The 23513-nt window shown below is 64.0% G+C and carries 30 protein-coding genes; 2 read left to right on the forward strand and 28 right to left on the reverse strand.

Going from position 1 to position 23513, the window contains the following annotated elements:
- Window positions 1–53: 53 nt before the first annotated feature.
- The 5 genes from gpJ to DYI37_RS03090 are packed head-to-tail and all read right to left on the reverse strand — an operon-like array spanning window position 54 to window position 8269.
- Window positions 54–3020: a TipJ family phage tail tip protein gene (gene gpJ, locus DYI37_RS03070; protein WP_116681692.1), complete on the reverse strand. Its 2967-nt coding sequence runs from the start codon at window positions 3018–3020 to the stop codon at window positions 54–56.
- Window positions 3017–3424, reverse strand: a complete 408-nt coding sequence (locus DYI37_RS03075) for an NlpC/P60 family protein (RefSeq protein ID WP_116681693.1) — start codon at window positions 3422–3424, stop codon at window positions 3017–3019. The genes gpJ and DYI37_RS03075 overlap by 4 nt, the downstream gene beginning before the upstream one ends.
- The gene (locus DYI37_RS03080) at window positions 3421–3939 is read right to left on the reverse strand and encodes a hypothetical protein (RefSeq protein ID WP_116681694.1); all 519 of its coding nucleotides are present in this window, start codon (window positions 3937–3939) and stop codon (window positions 3421–3423) included. The genes DYI37_RS03075 and DYI37_RS03080 overlap by 4 nt, the downstream gene beginning before the upstream one ends.
- Complete coding sequence (locus DYI37_RS03085; RefSeq protein ID WP_116681695.1) at window positions 3936–4361, reverse strand: hypothetical protein; 426 nt, start codon at window positions 4359–4361, stop codon at window positions 3936–3938. The genes DYI37_RS03080 and DYI37_RS03085 overlap by 4 nt, the downstream gene beginning before the upstream one ends.
- On the reverse strand, window positions 4361–8269 hold the full coding sequence (locus DYI37_RS03090) for a phage tail length tape measure family protein (protein WP_116681696.1): 3909 nt from the start codon (window positions 8267–8269) through the stop codon (window positions 4361–4363). The genes DYI37_RS03085 and DYI37_RS03090 overlap by 1 nt, the downstream gene beginning before the upstream one ends.
- Window positions 8270–8316: 47 nt before the next feature.
- On the opposite strand from DYI37_RS03090, the gene DYI37_RS03095 reads away from it, so the two are divergent.
- A complete protein-coding gene (locus DYI37_RS03095) occupies window positions 8317–8637 on the forward strand; it encodes a hypothetical protein (protein ID WP_210209324.1) in 321 nt (106 codons plus the stop codon).
- A gap of 204 nt (window positions 8638–8841) precedes the next feature.
- On the opposite strand, the gene DYI37_RS03100 is transcribed toward DYI37_RS03095, so the two are convergent.
- The 19 genes from DYI37_RS03100 to DYI37_RS03195 all read right to left on the reverse strand — a co-directional run bounded on the left by DYI37_RS03100 (window position 8842) and on the right by DYI37_RS03195 (window position 21033).
- Complete coding sequence (locus DYI37_RS03100) at window positions 8842–9183, reverse strand: hypothetical protein (RefSeq protein ID WP_116681698.1); 342 nt, start codon at window positions 9181–9183, stop codon at window positions 8842–8844.
- A gap of 3 nt (window positions 9184–9186) precedes the next feature.
- A complete protein-coding gene (locus DYI37_RS03105) occupies window positions 9187–9672 on the reverse strand; it encodes a phage tail tube protein (RefSeq protein WP_116681699.1) in 486 nt (161 codons plus the stop codon).
- A 69-nt stretch (window positions 9673–9741) separates the two neighbouring features.
- Window positions 9742–9990, reverse strand: a complete 249-nt coding sequence (locus DYI37_RS03110; RefSeq protein ID WP_116681700.1) for a hypothetical protein — start codon at window positions 9988–9990, stop codon at window positions 9742–9744.
- Complete coding sequence (locus DYI37_RS03115; protein WP_116681701.1) at window positions 9987–10400, reverse strand: phage tail terminator-like protein; 414 nt, start codon at window positions 10398–10400, stop codon at window positions 9987–9989. Before DYI37_RS03115 ends, DYI37_RS03110 begins: the two co-directional genes overlap by 4 nt.
- 2 nt (window positions 10401–10402) lie before the next feature.
- A complete protein-coding gene (locus DYI37_RS19740; protein WP_147307862.1) occupies window positions 10403–10873 on the reverse strand; it encodes a hypothetical protein in 471 nt (156 codons plus the stop codon).
- 59 nt (window positions 10874–10932) lie between these two features.
- Entirely contained in the window at window positions 10933–11382 is a 450-nt protein-coding gene (locus DYI37_RS03130) for an HK97 gp10 family phage protein (RefSeq protein ID WP_116681704.1), read from the reverse strand.
- Complete coding sequence (locus DYI37_RS03135) at window positions 11382–11759, reverse strand: hypothetical protein (RefSeq protein WP_116681705.1); 378 nt, start codon at window positions 11757–11759, stop codon at window positions 11382–11384. The genes DYI37_RS03130 and DYI37_RS03135 overlap by 1 nt, the downstream gene beginning before the upstream one ends.
- Window positions 11759–12154, reverse strand: coding sequence for a hypothetical protein (locus DYI37_RS03140; RefSeq protein WP_147307863.1), 396 nt, complete (start codon window positions 12152–12154; stop codon window positions 11759–11761). The genes DYI37_RS03135 and DYI37_RS03140 overlap by 1 nt, the downstream gene beginning before the upstream one ends.
- A 12-nt stretch (window positions 12155–12166) precedes the next feature.
- Complete coding sequence (locus DYI37_RS03145; protein ID WP_116681707.1) at window positions 12167–13183, reverse strand: hypothetical protein; 1017 nt, start codon at window positions 13181–13183, stop codon at window positions 12167–12169.
- Window positions 13184–13208: 25 nt separating this feature from the next.
- Complete coding sequence (locus DYI37_RS03150; RefSeq protein ID WP_116681708.1) at window positions 13209–13556, reverse strand: hypothetical protein; 348 nt, start codon at window positions 13554–13556, stop codon at window positions 13209–13211.
- Between the two features lie 15 nt (window positions 13557–13571).
- Window positions 13572–14705: a hypothetical protein gene (locus DYI37_RS03155; protein ID WP_116681709.1), complete on the reverse strand. Its 1134-nt coding sequence runs from the start codon at window positions 14703–14705 to the stop codon at window positions 13572–13574.
- Window positions 14702–15475: an XkdF-like putative serine protease domain-containing protein gene (locus DYI37_RS20105; RefSeq protein ID WP_199520062.1), complete on the reverse strand. Its 774-nt coding sequence runs from the start codon at window positions 15473–15475 to the stop codon at window positions 14702–14704. The genes DYI37_RS03155 and DYI37_RS20105 overlap by 4 nt, the downstream gene beginning before the upstream one ends.
- Before the next feature lie 117 nt (window positions 15476–15592).
- Window positions 15593–16651 (reverse strand): structural protein, encoded by a 1059-nt coding sequence (locus DYI37_RS03165; RefSeq protein WP_116681710.1) that lies wholly within the window; start codon window positions 16649–16651, stop codon window positions 15593–15595.
- 4 nt (window positions 16652–16655) lie between these two features.
- A complete protein-coding gene (locus DYI37_RS03170; RefSeq protein WP_147307864.1) occupies window positions 16656–16991 on the reverse strand; it encodes a hypothetical protein in 336 nt (111 codons plus the stop codon).
- Window positions 16992–16993: 2 nt separating this feature from the next.
- Window positions 16994–17521: a hypothetical protein gene (locus tag DYI37_RS03175; protein WP_116681712.1), complete on the reverse strand. Its 528-nt coding sequence runs from the start codon at window positions 17519–17521 to the stop codon at window positions 16994–16996.
- Window positions 17521–17844 (reverse strand): DUF3307 domain-containing protein, encoded by a 324-nt coding sequence (locus DYI37_RS03180; RefSeq protein WP_116681713.1) that lies wholly within the window; start codon window positions 17842–17844, stop codon window positions 17521–17523. The genes DYI37_RS03175 and DYI37_RS03180 overlap by 1 nt, the downstream gene beginning before the upstream one ends.
- Entirely contained in the window at window positions 17844–19202 is a 1359-nt protein-coding gene (locus DYI37_RS03185) for a phage portal protein family protein (protein WP_116681714.1), read from the reverse strand. Before DYI37_RS03185 ends, DYI37_RS03180 begins: the two co-directional genes overlap by 1 nt.
- A gap of 3 nt (window positions 19203–19205) precedes the next feature.
- Window positions 19206–20342: a phage terminase large subunit gene (terL, locus tag DYI37_RS03190; protein WP_342634929.1), complete on the reverse strand. Its 1137-nt coding sequence runs from the start codon at window positions 20340–20342 to the stop codon at window positions 19206–19208.
- Between the two features lie 316 nt (window positions 20343–20658).
- Window positions 20659–21033, reverse strand: a complete 375-nt coding sequence (locus DYI37_RS03195; RefSeq protein ID WP_245413749.1) for a hypothetical protein — start codon at window positions 21031–21033, stop codon at window positions 20659–20661.
- Between the two features lie 114 nt (window positions 21034–21147).
- On the opposite strand from DYI37_RS03195, the gene DYI37_RS03200 reads away from it, so the two are divergent.
- The gene (locus tag DYI37_RS03200) at window positions 21148–21330 is read left to right on the forward strand and encodes a helix-turn-helix domain-containing protein (protein ID WP_116681715.1); all 183 of its coding nucleotides are present in this window, start codon (window positions 21148–21150) and stop codon (window positions 21328–21330) included.
- 498 nt (window positions 21331–21828) lie between these two features.
- Here DYI37_RS03200 and DYI37_RS03205 read toward each other — a convergent pair whose 3' ends face one another.
- Genes DYI37_RS03205 through DYI37_RS03220 form a run of 4 tightly spaced genes read right to left on the reverse strand, consistent with a single transcriptional unit; the run spans window position 21829 to window position 23487 of the window.
- Entirely contained in the window at window positions 21829–22509 is a 681-nt protein-coding gene (locus DYI37_RS03205; RefSeq protein WP_116681716.1) for a hypothetical protein, read from the reverse strand.
- Window positions 22506–22943, reverse strand: a complete 438-nt coding sequence (locus DYI37_RS03210; protein WP_116681717.1) for a hypothetical protein — start codon at window positions 22941–22943, stop codon at window positions 22506–22508. Before DYI37_RS03210 ends, DYI37_RS03205 begins: the two co-directional genes overlap by 4 nt.
- Window positions 22940–23233 (reverse strand): HNH endonuclease, encoded by a 294-nt coding sequence (locus DYI37_RS03215; protein ID WP_116681718.1) that lies wholly within the window; start codon window positions 23231–23233, stop codon window positions 22940–22942. Before DYI37_RS03215 ends, DYI37_RS03210 begins: the two co-directional genes overlap by 4 nt.
- On the reverse strand, window positions 23230–23487 hold the full coding sequence (locus DYI37_RS03220; RefSeq protein WP_116681719.1) for a hypothetical protein: 258 nt from the start codon (window positions 23485–23487) through the stop codon (window positions 23230–23232). The genes DYI37_RS03215 and DYI37_RS03220 overlap by 4 nt, the downstream gene beginning before the upstream one ends.
- Window positions 23488–23513: the final 26 nt, after the last annotated feature.

The following is a 23513-nucleotide window of genomic DNA, read 5'->3' on the forward strand; positions in this document are numbered from 1 at the left end:
GCAAAGCGGACCCGCGCGCGGCGAGCCTGTTCGTGTCACGATGTCGGGTCATCTCAGGGCGCTGTGATCGTTGCAGGCCCAGCGGGGTCAGACGTCGTTCCGCCGCCCGAGCAGGTCACCCAATAGCGGTAGGTTCCGGAGCCCGGCGTGTCGGCGAGGACCCGGGTATCGGTCGGGCCGGAATTGATGCTCGCGATCAGCCCGGCCTGGTCGAAGGTCTGCGACCCGGTCCCGCGATAGACCTGCGCCTGGCTGACCCGGCTATCGTTCGAGTTCATCCAGGAGACGTCGATCTCGGCGCCATTCTGGACGGCTGTGAGTTGCGTCGGCGCCGGCATGGGCGTCGGCCCGAGGTTCGGCGCGGTGTACGTCCTGATCGCGGTGTACGCGCTCGGCGTACCCCCGGCACCCACGGCGCGCGCCCGGATCTCGATCACATCGCCGGCAGAAAAACCGGTGATGGACACTCCGCCGGAAGCCGGAATGATGGTCCGCGTCGTCCAGTTCGTGTTGCCCTGCTCTCGATAGTCCACCTCGATCGTCGCCGCGCGGACCGGCGACACAGGATCTTCCGCCACGCCGACGCGGATCACATAGGCGTCGTTCTCGATCTGCGCCTGCACGAACGTGATGCTGGGCGTTCCCGGCGTTCCCTCGGCGGCGGACGGGATATCGCCGACACGACCATCCCATAGCGGCGGGATTTCGGCATCAGTGTTCGCGTCGATCTCCGGTGCGTCTGGAATGCAGGTGTACCGCCAGCCGAGTTCGGTCGGCACGGCCTCGACGATGTACCCCTTGACCGTCTCCGCGCCGAGCGGGCCGAAGCCAACGACCGGCATATCGTCCTCGGTGACGATCGGTATCTCGAACCCGTCCACCACCGTCAGAATGCGTGTCTGCCTAATGGCGGGATCCCGGCTCGTGTTGACGCCGGGAACCACGCGGCTGACGATCGAGACGTTCCGGTCCGCCTGCCGGCGCTCAAAACGGATCGCGTAGCTCTTGCCGTCCTCGAACTCGACGGTGTCCGTCAGGATGAGGCGCCGATCGCGGACCTGCGCAACGCGCGAAGACCAAAGCGTCTGATCCAGGATGTCGAACGAGCAAGCGACCAGATCGCCCCGCGTTTCCGGTCGGGCCATGCCCTCGACGCTGAACGAGAACGAGCCGGTCCGCGCGATGGCCTCGTACTGCTTCCGGCGCGCCTCGCGCCACACCTCGGCAGGGTCCGTCTTGCCCGGCATCTCGATCTGTTCGGCGATCTCCACCGACGCCAGATCCCGGCCCGGCCAAGGGATGACGCGCTCGGAGACCTCATAGTTGTTCGTGGCATCAAGGAACTGGACCCGGTAGCCGTCGGGATGGCGTGGATAGGCCGTCTGCCACTTAATCTCGGAGACTTCCAGCGGCGAAAAGTGGGCGACCACGTCGTTCGACGGCCGGTCGATGACGATGGTCCATTTCGTGCCGGTGAACCGCGGGGCGGCGCGCCCGGCGGCGCAGACCTCGCCGAGCCGTTGCAGCGTCGAGCCCTCGTCGATGATCTCGGCGTCGTACTTCAGCCCCTTCCCTGCGCAGAAGTTGTGCCAGTCCTGAAACGCTTCCCAATCGATCATACTGTCGGGATACGGGAACGGGCCCTCATCGCTCGTCAGGACGCGCAGCGCATGGGCGGCAGGATTGGACGTCTCCCGCGGCACCCAGGCCGCGCCGGTCCAGTCGCGCGTGACCCGGCTGGCGATCAGGTTGTAGCTGTCCAGCGTGCCGTTCAGCTGGTACGTCGCCTTGACGCGGACGCCTTCGATGCAGAGCGGCCGATCGGTGATGATCGGATATTCCGGCCGGTTCGTCTGAAGCGCGATCAGGCTGACCTGTTCCACGAAGCGGTTCGAATCCTGCTCGGGGCTGGCCCGGCGCAACGAGACTTCGATCGGGCCCCGCGCGCTGACGCCACGCTCGATCGCGCGGAAGAAGGCGACTTCCTTCTTCGCCTCGATCGTGAAGACTTCGTCCTGCCAGACAGGCGATCCGAACTCGCGCCACCGCATCTCAATCGTGACGCGCCATGGGTCGGTATCGTCGGCGAGCTCGGCGTCGACCTCATAGAGGCCACCCGGGAAGCCAAGAATTACAGTGAACGAACTGGCATGGTTCGCCGTGAACCGAACGAGCATCGGGTTCTCGCGGGATCCGTCGCCGATCGGCTCGCCGACGTCGTTCAGCTTCTCGCGGTTGACGAGCTCCAAGCCGTAGCGGTCCTCGATCACGGTGGATCGGATCAGGTTCAGCGGGCCGCCGAAGCCTGCGCCGTCCTGCGTCTCGGTCTGAACCTCCTCATACTGAGCGATGTCGGTGTCGCCGATGCGCCGGCCGGAAAGGATGTGCTGGCCGATGCCGACGACGAAGGCGGTGCGGACATACTGAATGTCGCCTGCGATCTCGGTATAGGGCGGGATCGCATAGTCCGGCGCGATCCGCATCTTGCCGAACACGGCGCGGATCGGCTCGTTCGGCCGTGAACGGTTCTGGAACCCGTCGATCCGGTCGGCGCCGCGCCCCTTGTCCCGGTCCTTCTGCTTCGGCGGCGGAAAGAGGATCGAGACAAGCGCGTTGCCGAGGAACGTGAGGCCGGCGGCGAGAAGCGCTTGCCCGAACTGCCCGAGGCCGAGGGCGGCACCCAGCGGCCCCGCGACGGCGAGCGCTGCGATCGAGACCAGAACGTTCAGAACGCCCTTGATCGCGTTCTCGCCCGGCACGACGTCGATATGGAGCCGCATCCCCGGCTTCAGCCGGACGCGCTCCCACGATGCCGTCAGGATCTCGCCGGGCCGATCGCCGCCGATGATGGAGACGACCAGCCGCTCGCGGGCGATGGCTTCGCGCCCCGGCACGGCCCGATCGATCATCTCGGCGACCGTCAGCCCTGCCGGCATCACGACATCCACCGTCATATCGCCGCCGAACGACGACGCGACGGTGGTCCGCAACCCGGTGTGGATGGAAGCGAGAGCGTTCAAGCGAGTGCCTCGTGACGGAAGAAGCCGAGGACGCGGCTGCGCCATTCCGGCGACCGATAGTCCTCGAGCCGCGGCGAATGCTGCGACGTGATGTGAAGCATGATGCCGGGGCGGACGACCGTCCCGACGTGAAGCGGCAGGCGACCCCGGCGGCGAAGCAGGATGGCGTCGAACTCGCGCTCCTCTGTGACCGCGATCCACGGCCGCCGAGCCGCACCCTCTTCGAACAGAGCGCCGACCCGGCGAGCATCGGCCACCGAATAGCCCTCGCCCCATTCCGGTACGTCTTCGATGCCGGCCACCGTCATCAGGATCGCGCGGTGGAGGCCGTAGCAGTCGACATGCGGGAGCGTTCGCCCACCCTCGCGGAAGACGGCCGTCAGAAGCGGTTCGTGCCACTTCATCGGAATAGGGCCGCGAACCGCTGCTTGGTCATGCGCGGATAAGGCCAGGGCAATTCAGCCAGCGCGTCGGTCTGAAGCGAGAGCGTGATGGTCGAGACGTCGCCCTCGGCGCCGATCAGGTCGAAGTCCCGGTATTCCATGATGACGTCGTTTGGATCGCCGGCATAGACGACCGCGATCGAGACCTTTGCCCGGTCGCGCACCGTGCGCAGCGTGCGCGCCAGATCGCTGTCCGTCGCCGTGATTGAGATGCGGGCGGCGGGCGGCGCGTCGTCGGCGTCTTCCGGCATCTCAACGCCGGCAAGAATGAACAGGAACGGCGAGCCGTCGCCCGTCATCCATGCCGAGCGCGTTCCATACCGCAGCGGGTCATAGGACAGCGTCTCGGTCGGATCGGTCGAAAGCCGGATCGGCACGGTAAGCGCTGGGTGCGTGATGTGGACCAGCACGACCTCATGCTCATCCGAATACGGCTCCGCGAGCGAGCGCCTGGCGTTGAGCGATACGATCCTCATGGCAGCTTCGATATCTCGATCGAGGCGTTCCAGTATTGCCCTCCGAGCGGCGTGATGGACGGCGGCGTCCCGAACAAGGCGTGATGGTAGGCCGAGATCAGGAGCGGCCGGTTCGGCGCGATCAGGATCACGTTGCCGTTTTCATCGGCCAGCGGCACGCCATGCATCTCCCAATCCGGGACGATGAAGACCGATGTTCCGCTCACGGTGTCGTCATACCAGAACGCCAAGAGACGAGCCCGCTGAGTATGTGTGAGCATGAACGACATGCGGATGGTGTCCGCCACGCGCGAGAGACGGCGCCTGACGCGCGGCGGGCCGGCATCGGGTGGTGTGACGCGCCGGGGGTCTCCGATCGCGTTCTGATACCCGTCCTGTTGCGGGCGGGGCAGTTCGTTTTCCGGCCAATACGCGAGCCCCATCAGAACCTCTTCATCGGCTTGCCGGCGCCGCGCTGGACGAGCCCTCGGTTCGCCTTGGATCCCTGACGATCGTTTGCCGCGGCGACCGCGTTCTCGAACTCGATCCGCTGGTTGATGTTGCCGTTCTCGTCCCGCTCTTCGGTCTGGCTGACGACGTTCGGAGCGTTGACGAAGGTCTGCGTGATGCGCGGCGCCTGCCCGCCGCTCGGGCCCGACATGACCGGCATGCGAGCCATCGGGACGACGGTCGCCGGGCCATGGACGATCTCCGGACCCGCCTCGCCAGTGATGCCCCACTTGCCGGACGGGATGGACCCGCCCTCGGCGAAGAGGCCAGCGAAGCCGCCTGAGAGCGACTGAGCGAGAGCGGACGGCGCGGCCCCGCCGAAGATGCCACCGCCTCCACCGCCGCCCTGTGTCGCGCGCAGCACGGCCTGCAGCGCCGAACCCATGCCCGGCACGAACTGATCGGCGATGGAACTCAGACCGCCGAGCATCTGATTGTTCAGCGTCTGGTCGAGAACGGTCGCAAACTCCGGGGCCGTGGTGGCGACCGACGAGACCGTCGACTTCATCGTGCTTTCGAGCTTGCCGAGTTCCGAGACGAACTTGTCGCCATAGGCGCCGACCGACGTACCGAGCACATCCTTGCGACCGAGCTTGCCGATTGAGCCCTCGCCGCCGAACCATGCCTGCGCGGCGTTTCGCTCGCCGTACTTGGAGACGTAGCCGCCGAACCGATGGTCGAAGATTGCATCTTGGATAGACGGGTTCGACATGAACTCGGCGCGCCCGACGTTTCGACCAAGCGCAGCCTTCGACCACTGCGGAAGGTTGCTCTCCATGACCTGATAGCGGCCAAGCGCCTGCCCGTACTTCGCATGAACCGGTCCGAGGGCCGCATAGTCACCAGACCCCCGGCTTTCGATCGCACCGATTGCTGCGCGATAGGCTTCGGCCCGCGTGGACGGTGAAGCGCCAGTCATGATGTTGTCATTCGCCGCGCCAGGCATCCCCGGAACGCCGCTGGACTGCGAGAACAGCCCGCCAAGCGCCGCCGCGCCATCTGCCGACCTGACCCACATGGCGGTTGTTGGCGTGAGCCCCACGGTCGCCTGTGTCGGAATGGCCGGCGCATTGATCGACGGGGCCGCGCCGGGGTCGTTCATGAGATCCTGAAGCGTCGGAAGCCCGCCGCCGAACAGGGCGTTCTTCAACGGGTTCTTGATCGCCAGTTCGGTCAGCGTGCTGGCGAGATCGTTGGCGATGTCCGCGATAGCGTCTTCGAAGTCGTCCACTTTGCGGATGTCGAAGATGCTGTCGATCGCGTTCTCGCCGACGCCGCGCATCTCATCCATGGCAGACTGTGCGCGCTTGATGCGGTTTTCGAAGTCCGACAGAGCGACAGCCTGGGCCTTGTAGGCATCGGCCATCTCACCGGTGAGCGGCAGGTTTGCCGACCGAAGGGCGTTCTCCGCTTCGAGAGCCGCGACCATGCGGCGACGGGCCTCGGCGGATGCACCGATAGAAGCCGCTTCTGCTTCCAGCGTGCGAAGCTGCCCCGCCTGGTCCTGATAGAGCCGGAAACGAGCCGTTGCCTCTGCGAGCGCGCCCATCTTCGCCGCATACTGGTCGATCAGATCGACCTCTTCCGGCGAGACGTAGCCGCCAATGCTTTTGTTCGCCTCGCGAGCGGCAGCAAGCAACTGTTCGCGCGTCGTCAGTTCCGTGACGGATGCGATCGTGGCGTTCGTCGTCTGAAGGCGGAACTGAAGATCGGCTTCGTCCGCCTGGCGTCCAAGGTTGCGGACACGGTTGTTCTGCGCCTCCCCGAGCGCGACCTTCGAGCGCTCGAGAGTGAGTATGTAGGCTTCTTCCTCGCGGCGGCGGGCCTCGCGCTCCCCCAACCCATCGGCGATCGCGGCCACGTAGGCGCGCTCCCCGGCCTCTGCCGCAGACTGCGCCTGCGTCAGATTCCCGAGATACCGGATGTCCAGCATCAAACCCGCGCGGCGAGCCTCTTCGGTGCGGGTGGCCTGCTTCACGATAAGGTCAAGCGCGAGAGCCTTTTCCCGGCGCAGATTGTCAGCGTCGGCGTCGTCACCTTTCAGACGAATGCTCTCGGCGATCTGGCGGTCATATTCGCGGGTCGTCTGCGCAAGATCAGCTGCTACCGGGCCAAGATCGAAATCAGCTACCGCGCCGCGCATATCGGCAAGGCTGTCCGTGGTGGACCGGCGCAGTTCTTCGAGCGCACGCCTCGTCTCGTCTGCGTACTTCTCTGGGAGCCCGGTCATGTTCGCGCTGCCGGACAGCGCGCCCAATTGGATGCGCCGCTGGTTCGCGATCTGGTCGATGACGCTGCGCTGCGTCTGCCGGGACGGCGCGAGGCTGTCCATGCGCGACTGGAGATCGCCAAGCGCCCTTACCGCCTCTGCCGCACGCTGGGCCTCCTTGCTCATCAGTGTGAGCGCGGTGGACCCCTCGCGCACTGATGCTGCCATATCGGCGGCGGCCTTGCTCTGTTGGATGAAGGCTTCCGCAGCCTTCTTGAAGGCAGGGTCGTCCGATGCCTTTGCAGCTTCCGAGATCGCGTCCACCAGGCCGAGAATGTTGGTGCTGTCGCTGTTCTTGAACTCAAGGAGGAAATCACGGAGCGGCTCGAACTGACCGCGAACCGTTTGCCCATACCCGGCCGGACCGGGGCCGCCGGCCTCGGGGAAAATGTCCGTGTTCGTCTTGAGGAGGCGGATCTCCTCTTGAAGCAGCTTCTCCTTGTCGGACTGGTTCGCGCGAGCCGACAGTTCAATGACCGCGCCCGACCGCTGCCCGACGCGCTCAATCGCCTCTGCGATCCCTTCGTATCGGCTCTTGATCTCTTCCAGGATGCTTTCATGCGCCTTCAGGGTCTTCTCCGCGTCGGGAAGCTCTTTCTTGAACGCATAGCCGAGCGCAAACACGGAAGCGGTCACAGCGCCGAACGCGAGGCCGACAGGACCGATTGCGGCGACCGAGCGACCGGCAAATGCGGCGATGTCAGAGCCGATCGATTTCAAGCTCGCCTTCGCACCGCGCTCGGTGTCCGCAAAAATCTCTGCTACCTGAAAGCCCTGCGAGAACAGGATGCTTTGAGGCGACATGCCCATGAGGGCCATGGTCCCGACGTCGCCGGCCTGCCTCGTGAGGTTAAGCCCCTGGTCGGGGCGAAGGCCTGCGCGAGCAAGAAACCCGCCACCTCCTGCGGGCATGCCGCCGCCATTCCGACGAGCCTCATCGGCAGCGATCCGAGCAAGGTCCGCCGTCCGGATCTCCGACAGGCGCTTTCGGTACATCGCGGCTTCCGACGATCCGATGCCGCCATTCTGAAGCCCAAGCTTTTCGGCTTCGTCCACCTCGCGCAGAGCACTCGCGTACTGGCGCCAGGCGGCCGCAGCGGGCGAGAATTTTGCCCGAAGGTTATCGATCGCCGAACCCTGCCGGTTCATCGCCTGCGTCGAGCTATCAGTCTTGCCCGCCATTCCCTGAACGATATCGGTCAGCTTCTGCAAAGCGGTGGCGGTCGCGGCCGAGGACGACTGGATGCCAGCGAGCGCAGCGCTGTTCGAGGACGCTACGCCGGTAAGGCGCTCCAAAGCCGCCTCTTGGCGAACCGCGCTCTGAGACACGAGGTCCATGCCCTTAGCCGTTGAGGCCGTCGCGCCAGCCGTCGCGGCAAGCGCCGCGTTCATCTTAGCGATTTCGGCCTGCAGGGCAGCGAAGCTCTTCGACTGCCGCGTGACAGATGCCGCGCCCTTCTCTGCGGTGCCTTCGATCTTCTGCGAAGCCTGGACGGCTTGCTGCCCGACCCGAATAAAGCGCTCGAGGTCTTTCGTATCGACGGAGATGCCAAGCGCGGCTACGTTCGACATTCGATATCCTTTCAGCCGGCTTGGAGGTGAAGATGCAGGCGAGAACAATGGCGCTCGTGGCGCTTTGCGGAATGATGACGGGATGCGCCGGTGCAACCAGCTTCAACGCCATTCTTGAGGCTGAGAATGCCTTGCGCGTCGAGCGATCCCAGAAGCCCGGGTCGGACTTCGTCGTAACGTTGCGGACCCTTTTCGACCCCGGCTACAACAGCGCGAACCGAAGCGATCGATTGAAGGTCGCGAAGTCCGCCGTTGAACCGTCCTGCCCGAACGCAAGGATTGTTCGAGAGGACCAGTTCAAGACGGGTGAGACGTTAATCGGCGTTGACCGGTTCGTTTACACGATCGAGTTCAAGTGCGGTTCGTAAACGCGCGATCGAAATCCTCGACGTTCTGAAACGATCGAGGCGTCGGAGCCGGCTTGTCGAAGCAGAACTTCAGCATCTCGACCTTGCCATCGAATGACGCATCGATCTCCTCGAAGGTCATTTCCCAGGCGATGTCGGGAGGGAACCCACACCACCCCGACGCTCGCTTGAACATGGTCCACGCATGATCAAGATGCGTGTAGCCTACCCGTTTCCCTCGGACGCCGCCTCGTATTCGCCGGTAGCGTCTTCCTTGCCGCCATTGGCGAGCAGGAGGATGTAGCGGGTCAGGCTGGACGAGAGTTCGAGAAGGCCGGCCTCGTAGATCTTCTCTTCGACCTGCGCCCGGTTGAGTTTCAGATGCGCCAGCTGCTTCGTGCCGATACCGGCTTCCACCGTATCGGCCGCCGCGTTGAAGTCGAGACCGGAGACGCGCTGCTGAAGCGCGACGAGCGATCCGTGCTTGGTGCAGAGATCTTTCATCGCCTTCGGAGTGCAGCGGAGCGCGACCTCGTCGCCGTCGAGCGTGATGTTCACTTCGGCCATGGTTTACGCCCCCGCCGTCGATGCGACGTAGGTGATGTCGCTGTTGATGCCGACGTTCACCGTCATGGTCGTCATGGAGTTCGGCGTCAGGCCGCCTTCGCGCTGCCCCATGGCCTTCCCCGTGAAGTAGCGGATGGCGTTCTCGCCGGTCGGGTTTCGCTTGTTCGGGAACTCGACCATGAAGGCATAGTCGGCCGTGGAATCGTCCTGCACCGCCGCGATAAGCGCGGTCTGGCCGGCGTCGGCATCGTCACGATCGACGATCAGCTGCATCACGCCGCCGTCCTTCTGGCCCTTGAAATGCCGGGTCCGGCCGTCGCCGAGGTGATCGGTCGTGACGTCCTGGAACTGATCGCCGATCTCGCCCGCGTTCTTGACGTAGCTGATCTCGTCGAAGGCGAGCGCGGCATATGCGGTGGCGTCGGCGGGAACAGCGGTGACGGCAGGCCCGATGAAGACCTTCGTGCCGCTCGAAGTGAAGATACCCATGCGGGCGCTCCTGATCTATGGGCGTGAAAGATCGTCCGCTCGGGTGCCCTGACCGAAGCGGAGAATGGGTTATTCGGCGTTATGCGAGCCGGTGACGACGATCTCGGCTTCGTCCTGCGCCTTGGCACGCTCTTCGGCCTTGCGCTCGTCGGTGGCCGTCTTTGGCGCTTCGTAGACGAGGCCTTCGTTCTTCAGGCGCTCCATGTCCTTCGGGCCATACCCGGCGTCAGTCGGGAACGGCTCGTCCTTCTCGACAGTCGGCTTCACCTTCGCCCGGCTCTTCGTGAGCGTCAGGCGGGTCGCGGCGTAGTAGGTCATGCGAAACACTCCCATTCCAGGGTCAGAGGGATCATCGCTCTCGCGTCCTCGACCATCATCGGCCCCACGTCAGCGCGGCGGGTGATCCGCGTCGTGATGCCATCGGCCATAAGCCGCTGATCCACCGCGAAGTGCGCCGCGATCTCGCCGGCCAGTGTCCGCGCCGTCTGTTCGCCCGAGCCGGAAGTCGTGATGACGTCGATCTGGTAGAGGCCGAGGTATCGGTGCGGATCGTCGGATCCGATGAAGCGGCGATCGGCGGTGTTCGGAATGAAGCTCTCGCGAAGGTAGGTCTCGCCGTCCTTCGCAGTGAAGGACCGGTTCGCGCGCGAGACGCGGAGGTTGCGCGACTGGCCGAACGCCTTGAGGTGTTCGAAGAGGGCCGAGGCAATGGCGGCGGTCGGGTCCATGGTCAGGGCCGATCGCGGATGACGATGCGGACGTTGCCGTCAAGGCGTTCGGTCCAGATCCTTTCGCGATCATTCGGATCGGCTTGGACACGCCCGTTCTCACTTAGAACGCACCGGACGAGGTACCCTTCCTCTTCGTTCGCCTCTTCGACTTTCTTCACCTCTTCGCCGTTGAGGAACACGTCTGCGACCTTGCCCCGCCCGTTGAGATTCATCAGACGATCAAATGCCTCGGGGTGATCCCTGTTTCCGCTCAAGTGCATGTGGTACCTCTTCACGCGATGGCTGATCGCGAACGACTTCACACGAACACCGAGATCTACGACGCGCTTCTGAAGGCGCATCACGATCTGACGGAACTGCGCCCCGCAACACGCGAGGGTCAGGGTGCTGTCGAGATGGTCAGGATGACGATTGTGGCCTCGAACAGCGCCCTTCTCCGCGTGGAGCAGAAGCAGGCTGACCGGCGCCACGATGATGATGCTGCCGCCATTGGCGAGGCGATGGAGCGGGCGTTCCCGCCGAAGGCCGGTCAGGATTGAGCGAAGCCGGCTCGAGCCTGCGCACGACGCGCGTTGCGGCTCACGATCTCGTCCCAGTTCTGCGATGCCATCCGCAGGTATGGCCGGGGCTGCTGGTCGTAATAGCGACCGAGGGAATCGACGCCGACGAATCCGTATTCGATCCTGCGGGCGTATTGGGCCCGCACGTTGAGGTGGATCGTCTGTCCCAACTCAAACCCCGCCGCGGCCGCCGCTGCCGAGACGCCTTCCGACATGGTCTCCGCGCTGACCTGCATGGCCGGCGAGCCGATGGTGACCGTGAAACTGTTGATCAGGTTACCGGTGTCCCGCTTCGTCAGCTTGTTCAGGTTCATCATCGCCTCGGCTTCGAGTTCGACGACGGACTGAACGACGACCTGCTTGATTTCCTTCTTGGTAGCGCCGACGAACGCCGCCACCTTCGCTGCAAAGTCGCCCATCAGAACACCACCTGAAGCTCCCATGCGATCGATGTGCCGCCGGGGTTGATTTCGGACACGTTCGATATCTCGTGGCCGCGCGCTTGGGGATCGGAAAGCTCATCGCCGATGACGAGCCTATCGGCCAGTCCTACCGTCTTCCCGGACGGAAGGGCCGAGACGAGCACCTTCTTGTCGCCTTGCGATATCAGGCTGCTTTCGCGCTCCCGCAGGCTGTATTCAGACACCACCACCCGGCAGGGAACGTCCTCGCCGCCGGTCTCCTCTCCGGTCCACCCGTCGTAGGAACCCAGCTTGCGGATGATGGCCGGCTGACCCGCATCACGGATCAGCTTGGACGCCTCGCGCCGCAGGACACCGTAGGGAAAGCGGCCCATCAGTCCGGCTTGTTCGCCCCGACGAACGCTTCCTGCTCTTCGGCTGTCATAGCGGGAAACAGTTCGACGCTCTCTTCGCGAAGGCTTTTCGTGACCGGCTCGCCGCCCATTGTGATGACGAACCAGCCGCGGGGCTTGGTCTCGATGACGTAGCCTTCGATGGCTTCCATCAGCTCGCCAGTGCCTTCGTGCACCTTCTCGGTGCCGTCAGCTTCGGGGAGATAGTTGCCCTCGCCCATCGGCCATGGCTTGTCATCCGGCCACGGCTTGATCTTGCCGAGACGAACCATCATCAGCCAGTTCCGACCGTCACCGTCCGCGCTTTCCAGCGGGTCGCCAGGGGCCGGGGATTTCTCCCCGACCCTAAGATGCTTCAAGGCTTCATAGCGAGCCATAGCGGCCTCCTATCAGCCGGACACGACGTTCTGGAAGAAGACGCCGAGATCGCTCGCGACCACCTTCATGTCCCAGGCATCGCGGATCTGAAGGATGTCGGAATGAGCGAGCTCTTCGCGACCCTTCATGATCACGCCGCCCTGATCATTGCCGGCGCCCGGGATGAGGCCGCTCCATGCGAAGATGCCGATCGCGGTCGGACTGTCGACGCCGACGTTGCGGTCGATGTAGCCCATCCACATCGAGTTCTCGTCCACGATGTAGCGGAAGTCGTTCGGGAGGCCTTCGGCGGCCGCATTGTAGACCGAGCGAGCGGTCATCACGCGGCCGGTCGGGTCGTTGCCGAAGAAGATCGACTGCAACAGGTCCTCGTCGGCGATGCCGATGCGGGTGTACTTGATCCGGTCGGACAGATCCGCGTTCGTGCGCAGGTTCTTGCGAACGTTGGTGCCGAGAACCAGCGTGTTCGGCCGGAAGCCCGTCGCTTTGCCGGTGATGTCGATGTAGCTGTCGACGGTGCCGATCGGGTCCGAACCGTCCTGGTCGAACTGAAGGAACTCGCCCGCTTCGGGGGCGCTCGCAACGCCCGTCACATCGAAACTCCACACGCCGGGGCGGAAGAACTTCTGAGCCCACGTCACGTCGCGCTTGATGAGCGACTTGTTCGTCAGCAGGCGGGTGCCGTTCAGATCGAGATTGATCTGACGGTTCGCCGGGAACTTGCGCCGCTGGCGATCGTCGATCGGGTGCTCGAGCGAGTACTCCTTGGCGAAGTAGTTGTCGTCGCTGACCGAATACCCGACCTGGGGCGGGCGTCCGCCGAGGGGCCGGTATTCCATCTCGTCACGCAGGAAGGCGCCCCGGTCGTAGACCGTGTACTCGGCCGCCTGGAGTTCGACCGGGATCAAGGATGCCGCCGCGCCAGCGACGTAGTTGCGATTGTCCGCGATGTACTGGACGGAATAGTCCGTCAGGTACGCATTCGGAGTGATGGTGCCGGAGATGTTGCCGGCTGCGGGGGTGGCCATTGGATGATGTCCTTTTCTGAGCCGGTTACTTGGTGATGACGCAGATGATCTGGTTCGCCACGCCGCTCTCGCGGGCGACGGCGAAACCTTCGCCTGCCGCTGCCGACGCGACGGCGAGACCGTTCGCGCCCGCGGAAACTTCGCCGCCTGCCGTGACGGCGCCGCCGAGCTTGACCTTGATAAGGCCCTTGCAGTCGACGGTGACGGGGTCTCCCTGCTTCGCCGCTTCGTATACGGACCCGGCGGGCAGATCGCCGGCAGCCGCCTTCACGTAGGCGCCGCTCGAGTTCAGCTTGACGAGAAGGAAGAGAGCTTCGGAGAGGTCTTCACCCGCCGGCTTCGCGTCCTTGAGGATGGGCTTGGAAACAGCCATGGTCGTATCTCCTGATTAGGCCGCGTTGACGAGTTCGGGCTGCTCGCTGGCGAGGGTTTCCATCGCCTTCGACTTCGTGCAGTTGTCCCGCTTCATGATTTCCGAGAGTGCGTCTTCCCGACGCTTCCGAATGTCGGTGTCGCCCGCCGACCCCTGCCTCGTGCCGGAAAGCTCGAAAGCCTTGGCGAGCGTCGAATTGCCGGCCTTGAGCATGGCGTCGAGCGTGGCGCGATCTTCCTCGCCCATGCCGGCGACGGCCTTCAGCACCTTGGCCTTGGCGATCGTCTCGCCCGGAAGGTTGCCGAGTTCGGCGTCGGCCCGCTTCGTCAGGCGCTCCATCTGCGCTTCGTCGGCGGCCGCGTCGGCACGCTTGCGCAGATCTTCCATCTCGGCTTTCGCCGCCTTGGCGATGGCGAACGAGCGGGGATCGGCGCGCTTGGAAATGGTCTCGCCGCCGTATTCGACCGTCTCGTCTCCCTCGGCGGACTTCTTCACGGCCTTCGCGCGGTCGTCGTCGGAAAGCGCCATGAACGCCTTCTTCTCGTCCTCGCTCATGTCCTTCATGTGCGCTTTCTCGGCGTCGGACATCTTGGCGATGGCTTCGAAGGTCTCGGCGCGCTTCTTCATCTCGTCGAGGCTCTTCTGAAGGCTCTCGATCGTGGGCTTGTCGGTCATGGACTTTGCTCCTTTGGTGACCGGGTTGGAGCCGGCACCGCCGGCGGCAGCGAGGAGCGCCTTGGCGACCTCGTTCTCGGACGCCGGCAGCTTCGAGCGCACGGCGGAAAGGAATTCGGAGACGGATGCTTCCACCTTCGACTGACGATCCGCATCCGACAGGTCATCGGCGTTGAGGATCGAACTGATGGACGTCTGGAGCGCGTCGACCATGGGCCACATTTCGCGATTGGTGACCTGTTCCCGATAGACGTCGGCGAATGTCTCGGCGCCGCCTTCCATCATGGACTTCGCGATTGCAGAGACCCCGGCATGAAAAAGGGCGCTCTCGGCGCCCGTGTCCTGCCCACCCTGCCCCGCACCGTTCGGCGGGTCGCCGCGTTTCATGATCGTCATCTTCGCTCCTACCTGCGCAGGCCGATCGACCGCGCTGATTTCCTTGAGGGTGAGGCTGCGGATGATGCTCTTCGTCACTGCACGGCCTCCTTCGTTGCCGAACCGCCAATCGAGAACCCGGTGTAGATCCCGTCGCGGAACCGCTTGAGAAGCGCGTCGTCGTCGGGCTTGTAGGCGATCATCAGTCCGGTGTTCCGACCGGAGAATCCCATGGCCTTCGCGATCTCTGTCGTCATGGGCCAGGCGAACACGACGGAGCCCGTCTTGATCGGCGTTCCATCGTCAGCCCAGACGTGCATGTCAGCGCCGACGCGCTCAACCTCGCCCATGAAGTCCGACGCGGCCTTCAACATCACCTCTTCTGGGATATGGTCGCCCTGGGTGTCGAAATGATCCTCGCCGTCTTCCTTGCAGACGATGGCCCATCCGAAGACAAGGCCGAGACTGTCGTCGACCTTCAGCACCGTTGCGGCCTTCATGGCGTTTGATCGCGGGTTCAGGTCGATGTACCGAACCGTGACCTCTTCGTCGCCGGCCAGCCATCGTCCGATGATGCGGTGATGACCGTCGAGGATGTACGTCTTGCCGTTGAAGCCTGCCACGACGCCCGCGGGGCCATCCGCTTCGCCCTTCGAAAGGTCTGTGACCTTTGCCGTGTCGACCCGGTTCTGAATCGCGGTCAGGTCGTCGAACGAGAACGTCGCCGTCACTTGGTTCTCGGGATGAGTGATCGCGCCGAGCATTCGCGGCATCTGGTCGGGGCGCACGCGACCAAGCGCTTCACCGTCATAGGCGAGAGGCATCCGCGACGTCGCATCGTCCAGCGCTTCCAGTGCGCGTTCCGCCATGCTCCGTTCTCCTGTTCGAAACCGCCCGTCGACTTCCGAGCATGGTCATATGTCGCGAGAGGCTACGTTGTGAGCCGGGCGCGATGGTGGTGTTCAGAATGGTTCGGTTTTGCGCGGCTACTCGCCGATTGTGATGCGGAACGTGAAGGCGCAGCGGCACATCACCACCTCGTCAGCCGGGCCGGCGGGATCTCGAGGAAAGCGAAGCCGCGCCCCGCCTGGCGACTGGAACTGCGCGTCCAGCCCCTTCACCTTCTGGCCGTTCATCAACCGGTGCGTCCGGCGCTCCCGCCCGTCGACGCTGGTCGACCATGTCTTCTCGACATCGTTCGTCGTCAGGTCGAGGGATTCGAGCGTCTGGCGCATGCCCTCGATCCGGCCGAGCGATGCGGCCTGCAGCGCTTCGGTGCGGGCAATATTTTCCGTCCGGTACTTCAGGTACTTCCGACGGTAGGCCTCGACCATGCGGCCGATCTGGTCTTCCGTGAGTGGCTTGCCGCCCTCGGCCGCGCGCAGAACGGGCCCGTCCGATCGCTTGTCGCGAAGCTCGCGTGTCAGAGCCTCTTTCGAACCCGCACGAAGCAGCCGCTCATAGTTCGCCACGGCGGCGTTCTGCTTGTCGGTGAGGCCCAGAGACGATCGAAGCTCGCGGGCGAACTCTCGCGGTCCAGCGCCTTGGCTCAGCCCGTTGGACACGACCTGCTGGACGACCTCTCGCGTCGGCTCGCTGATCTCCTGAACGAGCCTTGCGCCTTCCGTCCGCGCCGCCTCCGCGGCCCGAGGATTGCCGCCGCCGAACGTCACTTCTACCCGAACCGGGTTCGGAACGTAGGGGCTGGCCTCCATCGCAGCGACGGCACGCGGGGCCTGCGCTGCCATCTCTTCCTTCGCGGCCTCTCGAAATGCTTCGGCGAAGTCCTCTCCGAACCGGTCGGCGAACTGGTCGAGATAGCCGATCGCTTCGTTCACCCGGCCTTGGCTGATCAGGTCGACCATGGCCTTAATGGTGGCTTCGTCCGTGATCCTTTGGACGTATTCGATGAATGCGCGGCGAAACCGGGCTTCCAGACGCTTGCCGAGATCTTCCAGACGCTTCCGATCGTCGTCTCCGTCATCGGCAACGTCAGCCTTGCGGATCGCGCTATAGAAGCCGGCTGGGCGCCAGGGGAAGGTCATGTGTTCAGCCCACCGGCCCGCCTTGGTTCGGCGTCCTCGGCATTATCATCGTGGAGATGGCATCCACGAGGCCAGACGACATCTTGCGCCCTGTCTTTACGTCGGTGGAAACCATCTCTCGCCCGAACTCTCCGACGCCGAATGTTTTCGGCTTCGGCATTTCGAACGTAACCTGATCTCGGCAGCCGATCTTGAGCGTGAAGGTAATACCAGCGCTTGGCGTGATCGGGTCAAGAACCACGTCCGTCACGCCGTCCAGGATGCTGCCGTCGTCCAAATAGACGCCTTCGCCTGGCACGACTTTGACGATCTTGCGTGTGGTCGGTGCGTTGTCCGCCATCGTCATATCCCTTTCGAAAAGCCCCACGGCTGGGTCGCCGTGCTGATCCCATCCGTCCCGCCTGCGAAAACGCCACCGATGGACCGCTTCACACCCTGCATCCCGCCGTTGACGAGATAGGCCCCGATCATCGCCAACACGTTCGCGGGCAGAACGCCCCTCGGCGCCGAACTGGCGGCCGTCTGATGGTATTCGATCTCGACGCTTGCCGCCTTGAGCCGCTTGATCGGGCCACTCGCCTCGCCGGTCAGAATGCTTTCGTCCGCATCCTCGCCGGCCAGCGAGCCCGCAATGACGATGGAGGCGTTCACAATGTCCACGATGGATTCGCGCTCGGCGAAGGTCTGGTATCCGCTCTTCCACCGCTGGCGATCAAGAGCTCGGGTCGCCTCGACCAGCCGAATGGCCTTCTCGTCGTCAGAGAGCGCCGCCCACGCGGATCTGGCAAGAGATGCGGCGAGATATGCGTCGGCGGTCTGCACGTCGCTGTAGACCGGATATTCGTTGCCGGAGATGGTGGCGGTCGGCATCAGATACTTCCCATCATCAAGAGGATCGCCAACCAGACCGCTTTGCAGGCGATGTGCAGCGCCTGGTCGGTCGCGAAAGACGTGCGGCTCCACACCTTGTTCTCATCGATGATCGCATGGGCGATCCATTCCGCGATCCCGAGACCGACGGACCCGGTGACGATCGCGACCGCCCCGCCATGGATGCCGGCGTGAGCGATCAGATGGTAGGCGCGCAGCGGACCGTTCTGCTTGGCCGTCGCAAGGAAATCTCCCTGCAGCGGATAGTCAGCGACCCAATGCGCGGCGAGAAGCATCAGGCCGACGAACGCGACATCGGCCATCACACCACCTCCTGCACTTCGACCTTCGGCACGCCCATGAGACCGCGGACGTGGTTGATGGCTGGGTCATCGGGAAGCATCACGCCGCCTGCTTGGGCAAGATCGCGCAAGGCCGTAGTGACCTCCTCGACCGTCCGATGATCGACCTTCTCAGCCACCAGCGAGGGCTTCAGCGCCTCATCGAACCCGTTCAACCGCCACAGCGGATCGCGGAAGTCCTTGTTGAAGGCGTCCACGATGTCGTCGAGAACGCTGTTCGCGGCCAGAATCAGGTTCGACGTCCGGTCCTTCGACAGGGCCAGCGAGCCCGAGCCGTCCGACCCGAGGACCATGCCTTCCGTCCCGAAGATGCGGGCGATCTCGAAGTTCAGGTCCCGCTTGGCTTCCCTCATCTCGGAAAGCCCAGGGGCCGGACCTTCGAGAAGCTTCACCTCCCACTGCCGGGTTGCCGACGGCTTCTCGCTGCCGTCCGTCTCCGCGCTGAAATACGGCGTCGAATCCAGCACCGCGCCGGTGGACGAGCCCTTGAGCTGCATCGTGACGAAGTTCTTCATTGCTTCGAGCGGGGCCTTGATGCCCGCCCGCTGCTTCTTGGCGTCTTCGCCGTCGTCGCCGTCGAGTTCCATCAGCGCATCATTGATCGCACCCATGGGGGCGTAGCCGATCGGGATGCCGCGAAGGTCGCGCTCGAAACCCTGTTGCTCCAAGGCCTGATAGGCCTTCAGCCGGGTGGCCGGCTCGACCGCGTGCCGCAGAAGACCGAGCCCGTCCGGCGCGTCCGTCAACAGGTTGTCCACAAGGTAGACACACTTCTCGCGGGGCAGGTAATGCGTCGTGCCATCCGGCGCCCGCTGGACGATGCCGATCACCGAGCCGCGTTCGTCCAGATCCCATCGCTCGACCGTCGCCTGCGGCCGGTTCTCGATCGTGCGGAAGACGATCGTGCCATCACCCCGTCGTTGCGCGGCCCATTCCTGCACAGAGAAGCCGTAATAGCGCGCCGTGACCGCCCGGGCGACGATGGTCGACCAAGACTGATCCGGCGCTTCCATCGCCTTCTCAAGCCATTCAGCGGCCGCCTTTGCGTCCTCGCTGTCTTCGTCCGATGCCGTGGCCGACCACGCCGCCTTCGTGACGAGAGCGGTGAAATAGCGGATCGACGCCGCGACCACCGGGCAGTTGACCGCGATGTCGTCGTAGGTCCGCCACTTGTTCGGACCGATCAGGGACGGGTTTCGCTCCGCCGTCGCGATCCAGCCGCCATAGATCTGCGTGCCGGAAACGCCCTGTTCCGAGAACGGCTTTGCCCGCTCCCGGTTGATGCCGAGGAACGAGGCGATGCGTGATCCGATCGCCATGCGTTATCCTTCGATCAGTGCGAAGCCGAGGCCGAGGCGGCGTTTTGCAGGCGCGGTCGCCAAGCGTCCGAATGCCCCCGAACTGGCGTCGACCTGATCTTTGAAGGAACCGCCGGGGAAGAGGCAGAGCTCGTCGAGATAATCGGAGTTCCAGTCGCCTTCGACGAGGTAGACGTTGCCGGCCTCGCACTGGACCGAGAACGGTTCGGCGCGGGTTACCTTGTCCCCGGTCTCCGGCTCGGCTCGAGCGACGAATCCGGAGAGCATTGCGATCATGTCCTGCGCCTGCACCTTGCCGGCCTGGCCTGGATCCTGAGGAAGGCTGATCATCGTGTCCCTTCCGTCCAGTTCTGCCGTTGCCTTGATGAGGGAGCGGACCCTGTTGCCTTCGTCCTGCGTCTTCACGACGTGGCCGACGATGTAGGAGCCGTCAGGGGCCCGCCCGAGCTTCACGCCGGCTGTGCGTGCCGCTGTGGCCTTCCGTGTCGCGGCAAGGTCCCAATGCCGGACCCATCGCGTTCCTGCCGGCGCCTGCCGGATCAGTTTGCCTTCGAACCACGCTCGCTTGAACATGCCGCCTTCGCGCGGGGTCGGGCGCTGCTGATACTGGCCCGCATAGGCATAAGCGCCCATGTCGCGCTTCAGGTTCTCGACTGTCGGCCGAGAGAAGCGAACCGCGTCCAGCAAGTCGCCTTCATCCCGCCGCGGATCCGCGAACCCGATCGCCGTCGCGCAGGCTCGTTCCGGCTCGAACTCCATCGGCAGCATCAGGTGGACGTAATCCATGCCCAGGCGCTCGATCACGCCCGAGATATCGTCCTGATGAAGCCTCTGCATGATGACGACGATCGCGGACTTCTCCTGATCGTTGAGGCGGTTCTGCGCGCCCTCTCGAAACTTACGGGTCGTCGCCTTCCGCTCCGCATCGCTCTCGGCCGTCTCCGTCGAGTGCGGATCGTCGATGACCAGCCGGTCGCCGCGTTGCGATGTCAGGGAGCCGAACGGCACCCCTTCCCGCGTTCCGGTTGCGCTGTTCGCGAACGACGTCTCGCCGGTCCTCGTCAGCTTCACTTCGGGCCAGAGGCCCTGATACCAATCCGACAGCATCAGGTCCCGGCACTTGCGGGTGTCGCGCTTCACCGGCCCATCGTTGAACGATGTCGTCAGGTATCGGAGCGAGGCCAGTCCCTTCGGGCCCCATTCCCATGCCTGAAAGAACACTGAGGCGATGAGGGACTTTGAAGACCCGGGCGGCACGTTGATGAGGAGCCGATTGATCCGGCCGTCTGTCACCGCCTCAAGATGCGAACAGATCGCCTCGATATGCCAGCCATGGACGTAGGGCCGCGTAGGCTCAAGAACGTGCCAGGCCTCACGGATGAAGCCCGACAGCGTCCGGCACCGAGCCCGGATCCGTTCCGCGTCCTGGGCGATGCGTTGGCGTTCTGCCTCAGCCTTACGCCGCTCCTTCTCCGCTCGGATCGCCTTCAGCATCACCGCCGGCGGCACTGGCAAGCGTACCGAAGAGAGCTTCGAGGCGTTCGATGTCATCTTCGCTCATGTTCGTCAGGTCGACGGATTGGATTGGACCACCGTTCGGGCCGGAATGCTGCATGCTCGCGAGCTTCGGGTGAACATACGGGGCAGCGGCAATCGCCATGCGGTCTCGGCGCTCACCGTCCGCCGCTTCGCTCCGCATGACCTTGAGCATGTATTCGAGCGGGGTCATGCCGCTCTGCGCGATCTCTCTCTCGCGCTTGGCCGTCGCCTTGTTCGGAGTGCCCTTCTTTCGGCCGCCGGTCTTTGGCGAGCCGGGTTTCCTGCCGGCCATTTCTACCCGCTTTCTACTGTCGAAACCGTCGCCTCACCTCTTACGGCTGGCGAAAATCACTCTTTGAAGGTATCCTATGAGGGTCGCACGAATATCACCGTATCAGGGATTTGCATGACCCCCGAAGAGATGAAAGCCGCCCTTAAGTCGCTTGGCTGGTCGCAGAAGGATCTCGCCGCCCGCGTCTACGTCCACGAGAACACCGTGTCGCTATGGTCGAAGGGGCAGCGATCGGTTCCAGGCCCTGTCCGCGCCTATCTTGATCTGGCCGTCGCCGTGAAGGCGCTGGGCGTGTGAGCATCGAAAGCGCACCGTAGTCTGCCCCGAGGGGTGGCGGCCTACCCGGGTTTCGTCCGCCGTTTAACCGACTGGCGTCAGCGTTGTCGCTGGCCTACCTGACGCTCGGCAGCGAGCCGGCGCTTTCGATGGTTGAGGCGGCAGACTTGCAAGTCGGATCATTTGGACGAGACCTGGGTCTCGCTCGCCTAGGCCATTCCGGCAGGCTGCGCACTTCCTGCCGATCGATACCCGTCTGCGGTCGCCTCTCCGCTTTCGCGGATCTGCAATCTATGAGGCGGCAGCCTTCAGCCGAAGACCTCCCGGGCAGAGCCCTGTAACCGCCTCGCCCCTTGCGGGGATTGTGTCGGAAGCGCGGCAACTAAACCGTCATCGCACTCGCCGATCGTATGCTGTCGTCGGCTACGCTTCCGATCTCTTCAGCGGCCGGGCCGCGGTCGCCCGTCGCTTTCGCTCGATCCCGAATAGGATCTGAATAATTCCGGCCGGGTTTGCAGATCACCCTGCCCGCTTCATTTGGCCTTCGGCTTCCTCTGCCACCGTCCGGCGGCGCCTACGCTCGTTCTGATCCTGGGACCATGAAAGATCGCGCTGTTCAGGATCGTCGTGCGAGGCTGCATCTTCGCTGCGCCAGGCTGGGCCCGATCTCGATGGATGCCCCGGCAACCGATCTTCGGCGACCTTATCCATTTGCATATCCGAAACCCGGTGAAGTGTAGACACCCTATGCGCGTCAGGGTCCTGTAACGATAGACTATTTTTATTGATCAGGGCCGCAACGATAGAGAAAGCCGATTGAAGACGCCGATCCGCCGTCCTACGGACCCGGCCGCTTTTTCTGCAGAACTTCGCGAAGGAGCCGTACCGACGAGGGTTCGCGATCGATGAGGCCCACGCCATGACAAGCCTACGATGCTCTATGTCGTCGAGGAATTCCAGCAGCCAGCGCTGAAGAACCTCGTCCGCGCGACTGATCGCGTCCCGGCTCGGGCGCCATTGCTTCGTCTCGTCGTCTTCGGTGCTGAGACGGTTGGCGATCGGCGGCCAATAGGTTGATGTCTGCGCCGGCCTTGAACCGGAGTAGGCATGGTCGGCGGTGTCGATGGCCTCGACGAAGCGTGCCTTAACAATCGGGATCATGTCGGCAATGAGCTCGGCGTCGTTCGATATGTCTCTCAAGCCGCTTCCTTCCCGAATAGATCGCCGTCAATGGCCGTATCGAGCCGCTGGCGCAGCTCTCTGTAGATGAAGCCCCGAAGGGTCATGCGGACTGGCCACGGCCTCAGAGAGACAGCTTCCTCGCGCAGGGTCCGCAGTTCGATGGTGTCGAAGGCGTCGAGAAGGTCACCACCCCTGGCAACCCACCTCGGCCGCTGTTCCAGCACATCGGAGACCGCGCCGATCGTTTCGGACCAGAGCTCGTCCCTGTTGCCCTTCGTCTGCCTGATGCAGCGCAGGACGGTGACGAGATGGCCGTCGCCGAGCTTGTTGCGGATCTCGTGCAGCGTTCCTCGAGCATGGGTCTGCGCGTGGCCCCGCCGGCGATAAACCGGAATGGCCTTGATGCCGAGACCGTCGAGGAGAGCGTCGAGGGCGCCTTTCGGTTTGCTCATCGCGCGCGCACCTCCGCCATGTACTGGCCGGCGGACTTCACGCCTTTGGCTGCGTTGCAAGCGGCGCAAGCCAGAACGACGTTCGACATCACCCGTCGAAGCTCAGGCCGTTCCGACTTCGGAATGAGATGGTCGATCGTCGCGCAGTCGGCTTTCCTTTCCCCGTCCTGCGCGTGATAGATCGCGAGAGCCTGTCCGCAATAGAAGCATTGGCCTTCCTGCTCGAGCATCTTCGCCTGCTTGATCGCCCATCTGCGTTGCCGATTGAACGGATGATCGAAGGATGTCATCGCACCGCCCTCCTCTCGATCAGGATCACCCGCTTGCCCGGCCGCCGCATGACCGCCTTCTGCACCTGCCGGCGCTCCTCAGCCTTGCTGGCCTTCCAATTCGCGACCTCGGCGGCGAGCCCGGATGCGGCTTTGCCTTGCTCAAACTTGCGATCGGCTTGGATCCCGCCATAGAGCCGCTTGTTGATGAACGCCCAGCCGGCGTCCTTGGCGGCTTCTGACGTTTCGAAAAGCAGAGGCGTCCTGCTCTTCATGAGAACGCACCACCCTCCCCCGGGCA

Origin of the sequence: Fulvimarina endophytica (assembly GCF_003403015.1) — a bacterium.
GTDB lineage: Bacteria > Pseudomonadota > Alphaproteobacteria > Rhizobiales > Rhizobiaceae > Fulvimarina > Fulvimarina endophytica.

Coding starts and splice junctions, on each gene's coding strand:
- DYI37_RS03075 (WP_116681693.1), bottom strand. CDS start 3,424: ATGAAGTGGCACGAACCGCTTCTGACGGCCGTCTTCCGCGAGGGTGGG.
- DYI37_RS03080 (WP_116681694.1), bottom strand. CDS start 3,939: ATGAGGATCGTATCGCTCAACGCCAGGCGCTCGCTCGCGGAGCCGTAT.
- DYI37_RS03085 (WP_116681695.1), bottom strand. CDS start 4,361: ATGGGGCTCGCGTATTGGCCGGAAAACGAACTGCCCCGCCCGCAACAG.
- DYI37_RS03090 (WP_116681696.1), bottom strand. CDS start 8,269: ATGTCGAACGTAGCCGCGCTTGGCATCTCCGTCGATACGAAAGACCTC.
- DYI37_RS03095 (WP_210209324.1), top strand. CDS start 8,317: ATGGCGCTCGTGGCGCTTTGCGGAATGATGACGGGATGCGCCGGTGCA.
- DYI37_RS03100 (WP_116681698.1), bottom strand. CDS start 9,183: ATGGCCGAAGTGAACATCACGCTCGACGGCGACGAGGTCGCGCTCCGC.
- DYI37_RS03105 (WP_116681699.1), bottom strand. CDS start 9,672: ATGGGTATCTTCACTTCGAGCGGCACGAAGGTCTTCATCGGGCCTGCC.
- DYI37_RS03110 (WP_116681700.1), bottom strand. CDS start 9,990: ATGACCTACTACGCCGCGACCCGCCTGACGCTCACGAAGAGCCGGGCG.
- DYI37_RS03115 (WP_116681701.1), bottom strand. CDS start 10,400: ATGGACCCGACCGCCGCCATTGCCTCGGCCCTCTTCGAACACCTCAAG.
- DYI37_RS03130 (WP_116681704.1), bottom strand. CDS start 11,382: ATGGGCGACTTTGCAGCGAAGGTGGCGGCGTTCGTCGGCGCTACCAAG.
- DYI37_RS03135 (WP_116681705.1), bottom strand. CDS start 11,759: ATGGGCCGCTTTCCCTACGGTGTCCTGCGGCGCGAGGCGTCCAAGCTG.
- DYI37_RS03140 (WP_147307863.1), bottom strand. CDS start 12,154: ATGGCTCGCTATGAAGCCTTGAAGCATCTTAGGGTCGGGGAGAAATCC.
- DYI37_RS03145 (WP_116681707.1), bottom strand. CDS start 13,183: ATGGCCACCCCCGCAGCCGGCAACATCTCCGGCACCATCACTCCGAAT.
- DYI37_RS03150 (WP_116681708.1), bottom strand. CDS start 13,556: ATGGCTGTTTCCAAGCCCATCCTCAAGGACGCGAAGCCGGCGGGTGAA.
- DYI37_RS20105 (WP_199520062.1), bottom strand. CDS start 15,475: ATGGCGGAACGCGCACTGGAAGCGCTGGACGATGCGACGTCGCGGATG.
- DYI37_RS03165 (WP_116681710.1), bottom strand. CDS start 16,651: ATGACCTTCCCCTGGCGCCCAGCCGGCTTCTATAGCGCGATCCGCAAG.
- DYI37_RS03170 (WP_147307864.1), bottom strand. CDS start 16,991: ATGGCGGACAACGCACCGACCACACGCAAGATCGTCAAAGTCGTGCCA.
- DYI37_RS03175 (WP_116681712.1), bottom strand. CDS start 17,521: ATGCCGACCGCCACCATCTCCGGCAACGAATATCCGGTCTACAGCGAC.
- DYI37_RS03180 (WP_116681713.1), bottom strand. CDS start 17,844: ATGGCCGATGTCGCGTTCGTCGGCCTGATGCTTCTCGCCGCGCATTGG.
- DYI37_RS03185 (WP_116681714.1), bottom strand. CDS start 19,202: ATGGCGATCGGATCACGCATCGCCTCGTTCCTCGGCATCAACCGGGAG.
- DYI37_RS03195 (WP_245413749.1), bottom strand. CDS start 21,033: ATGGCCGGCAGGAAACCCGGCTCGCCAAAGACCGGCGGCCGAAAGAAG.
- DYI37_RS03200 (WP_116681715.1), top strand. CDS start 21,148: ATGACCCCCGAAGAGATGAAAGCCGCCCTTAAGTCGCTTGGCTGGTCG.
- DYI37_RS03210 (WP_116681717.1), bottom strand. CDS start 22,943: ATGAGCAAACCGAAAGGCGCCCTCGACGCTCTCCTCGACGGTCTCGGC.
- DYI37_RS03215 (WP_116681718.1), bottom strand. CDS start 23,233: ATGACATCCTTCGATCATCCGTTCAATCGGCAACGCAGATGGGCGATC.
- DYI37_RS03220 (WP_116681719.1), bottom strand. CDS start 23,487: ATGAAGAGCAGGACGCCTCTGCTTTTCGAAACGTCAGAAGCCGCCAAG.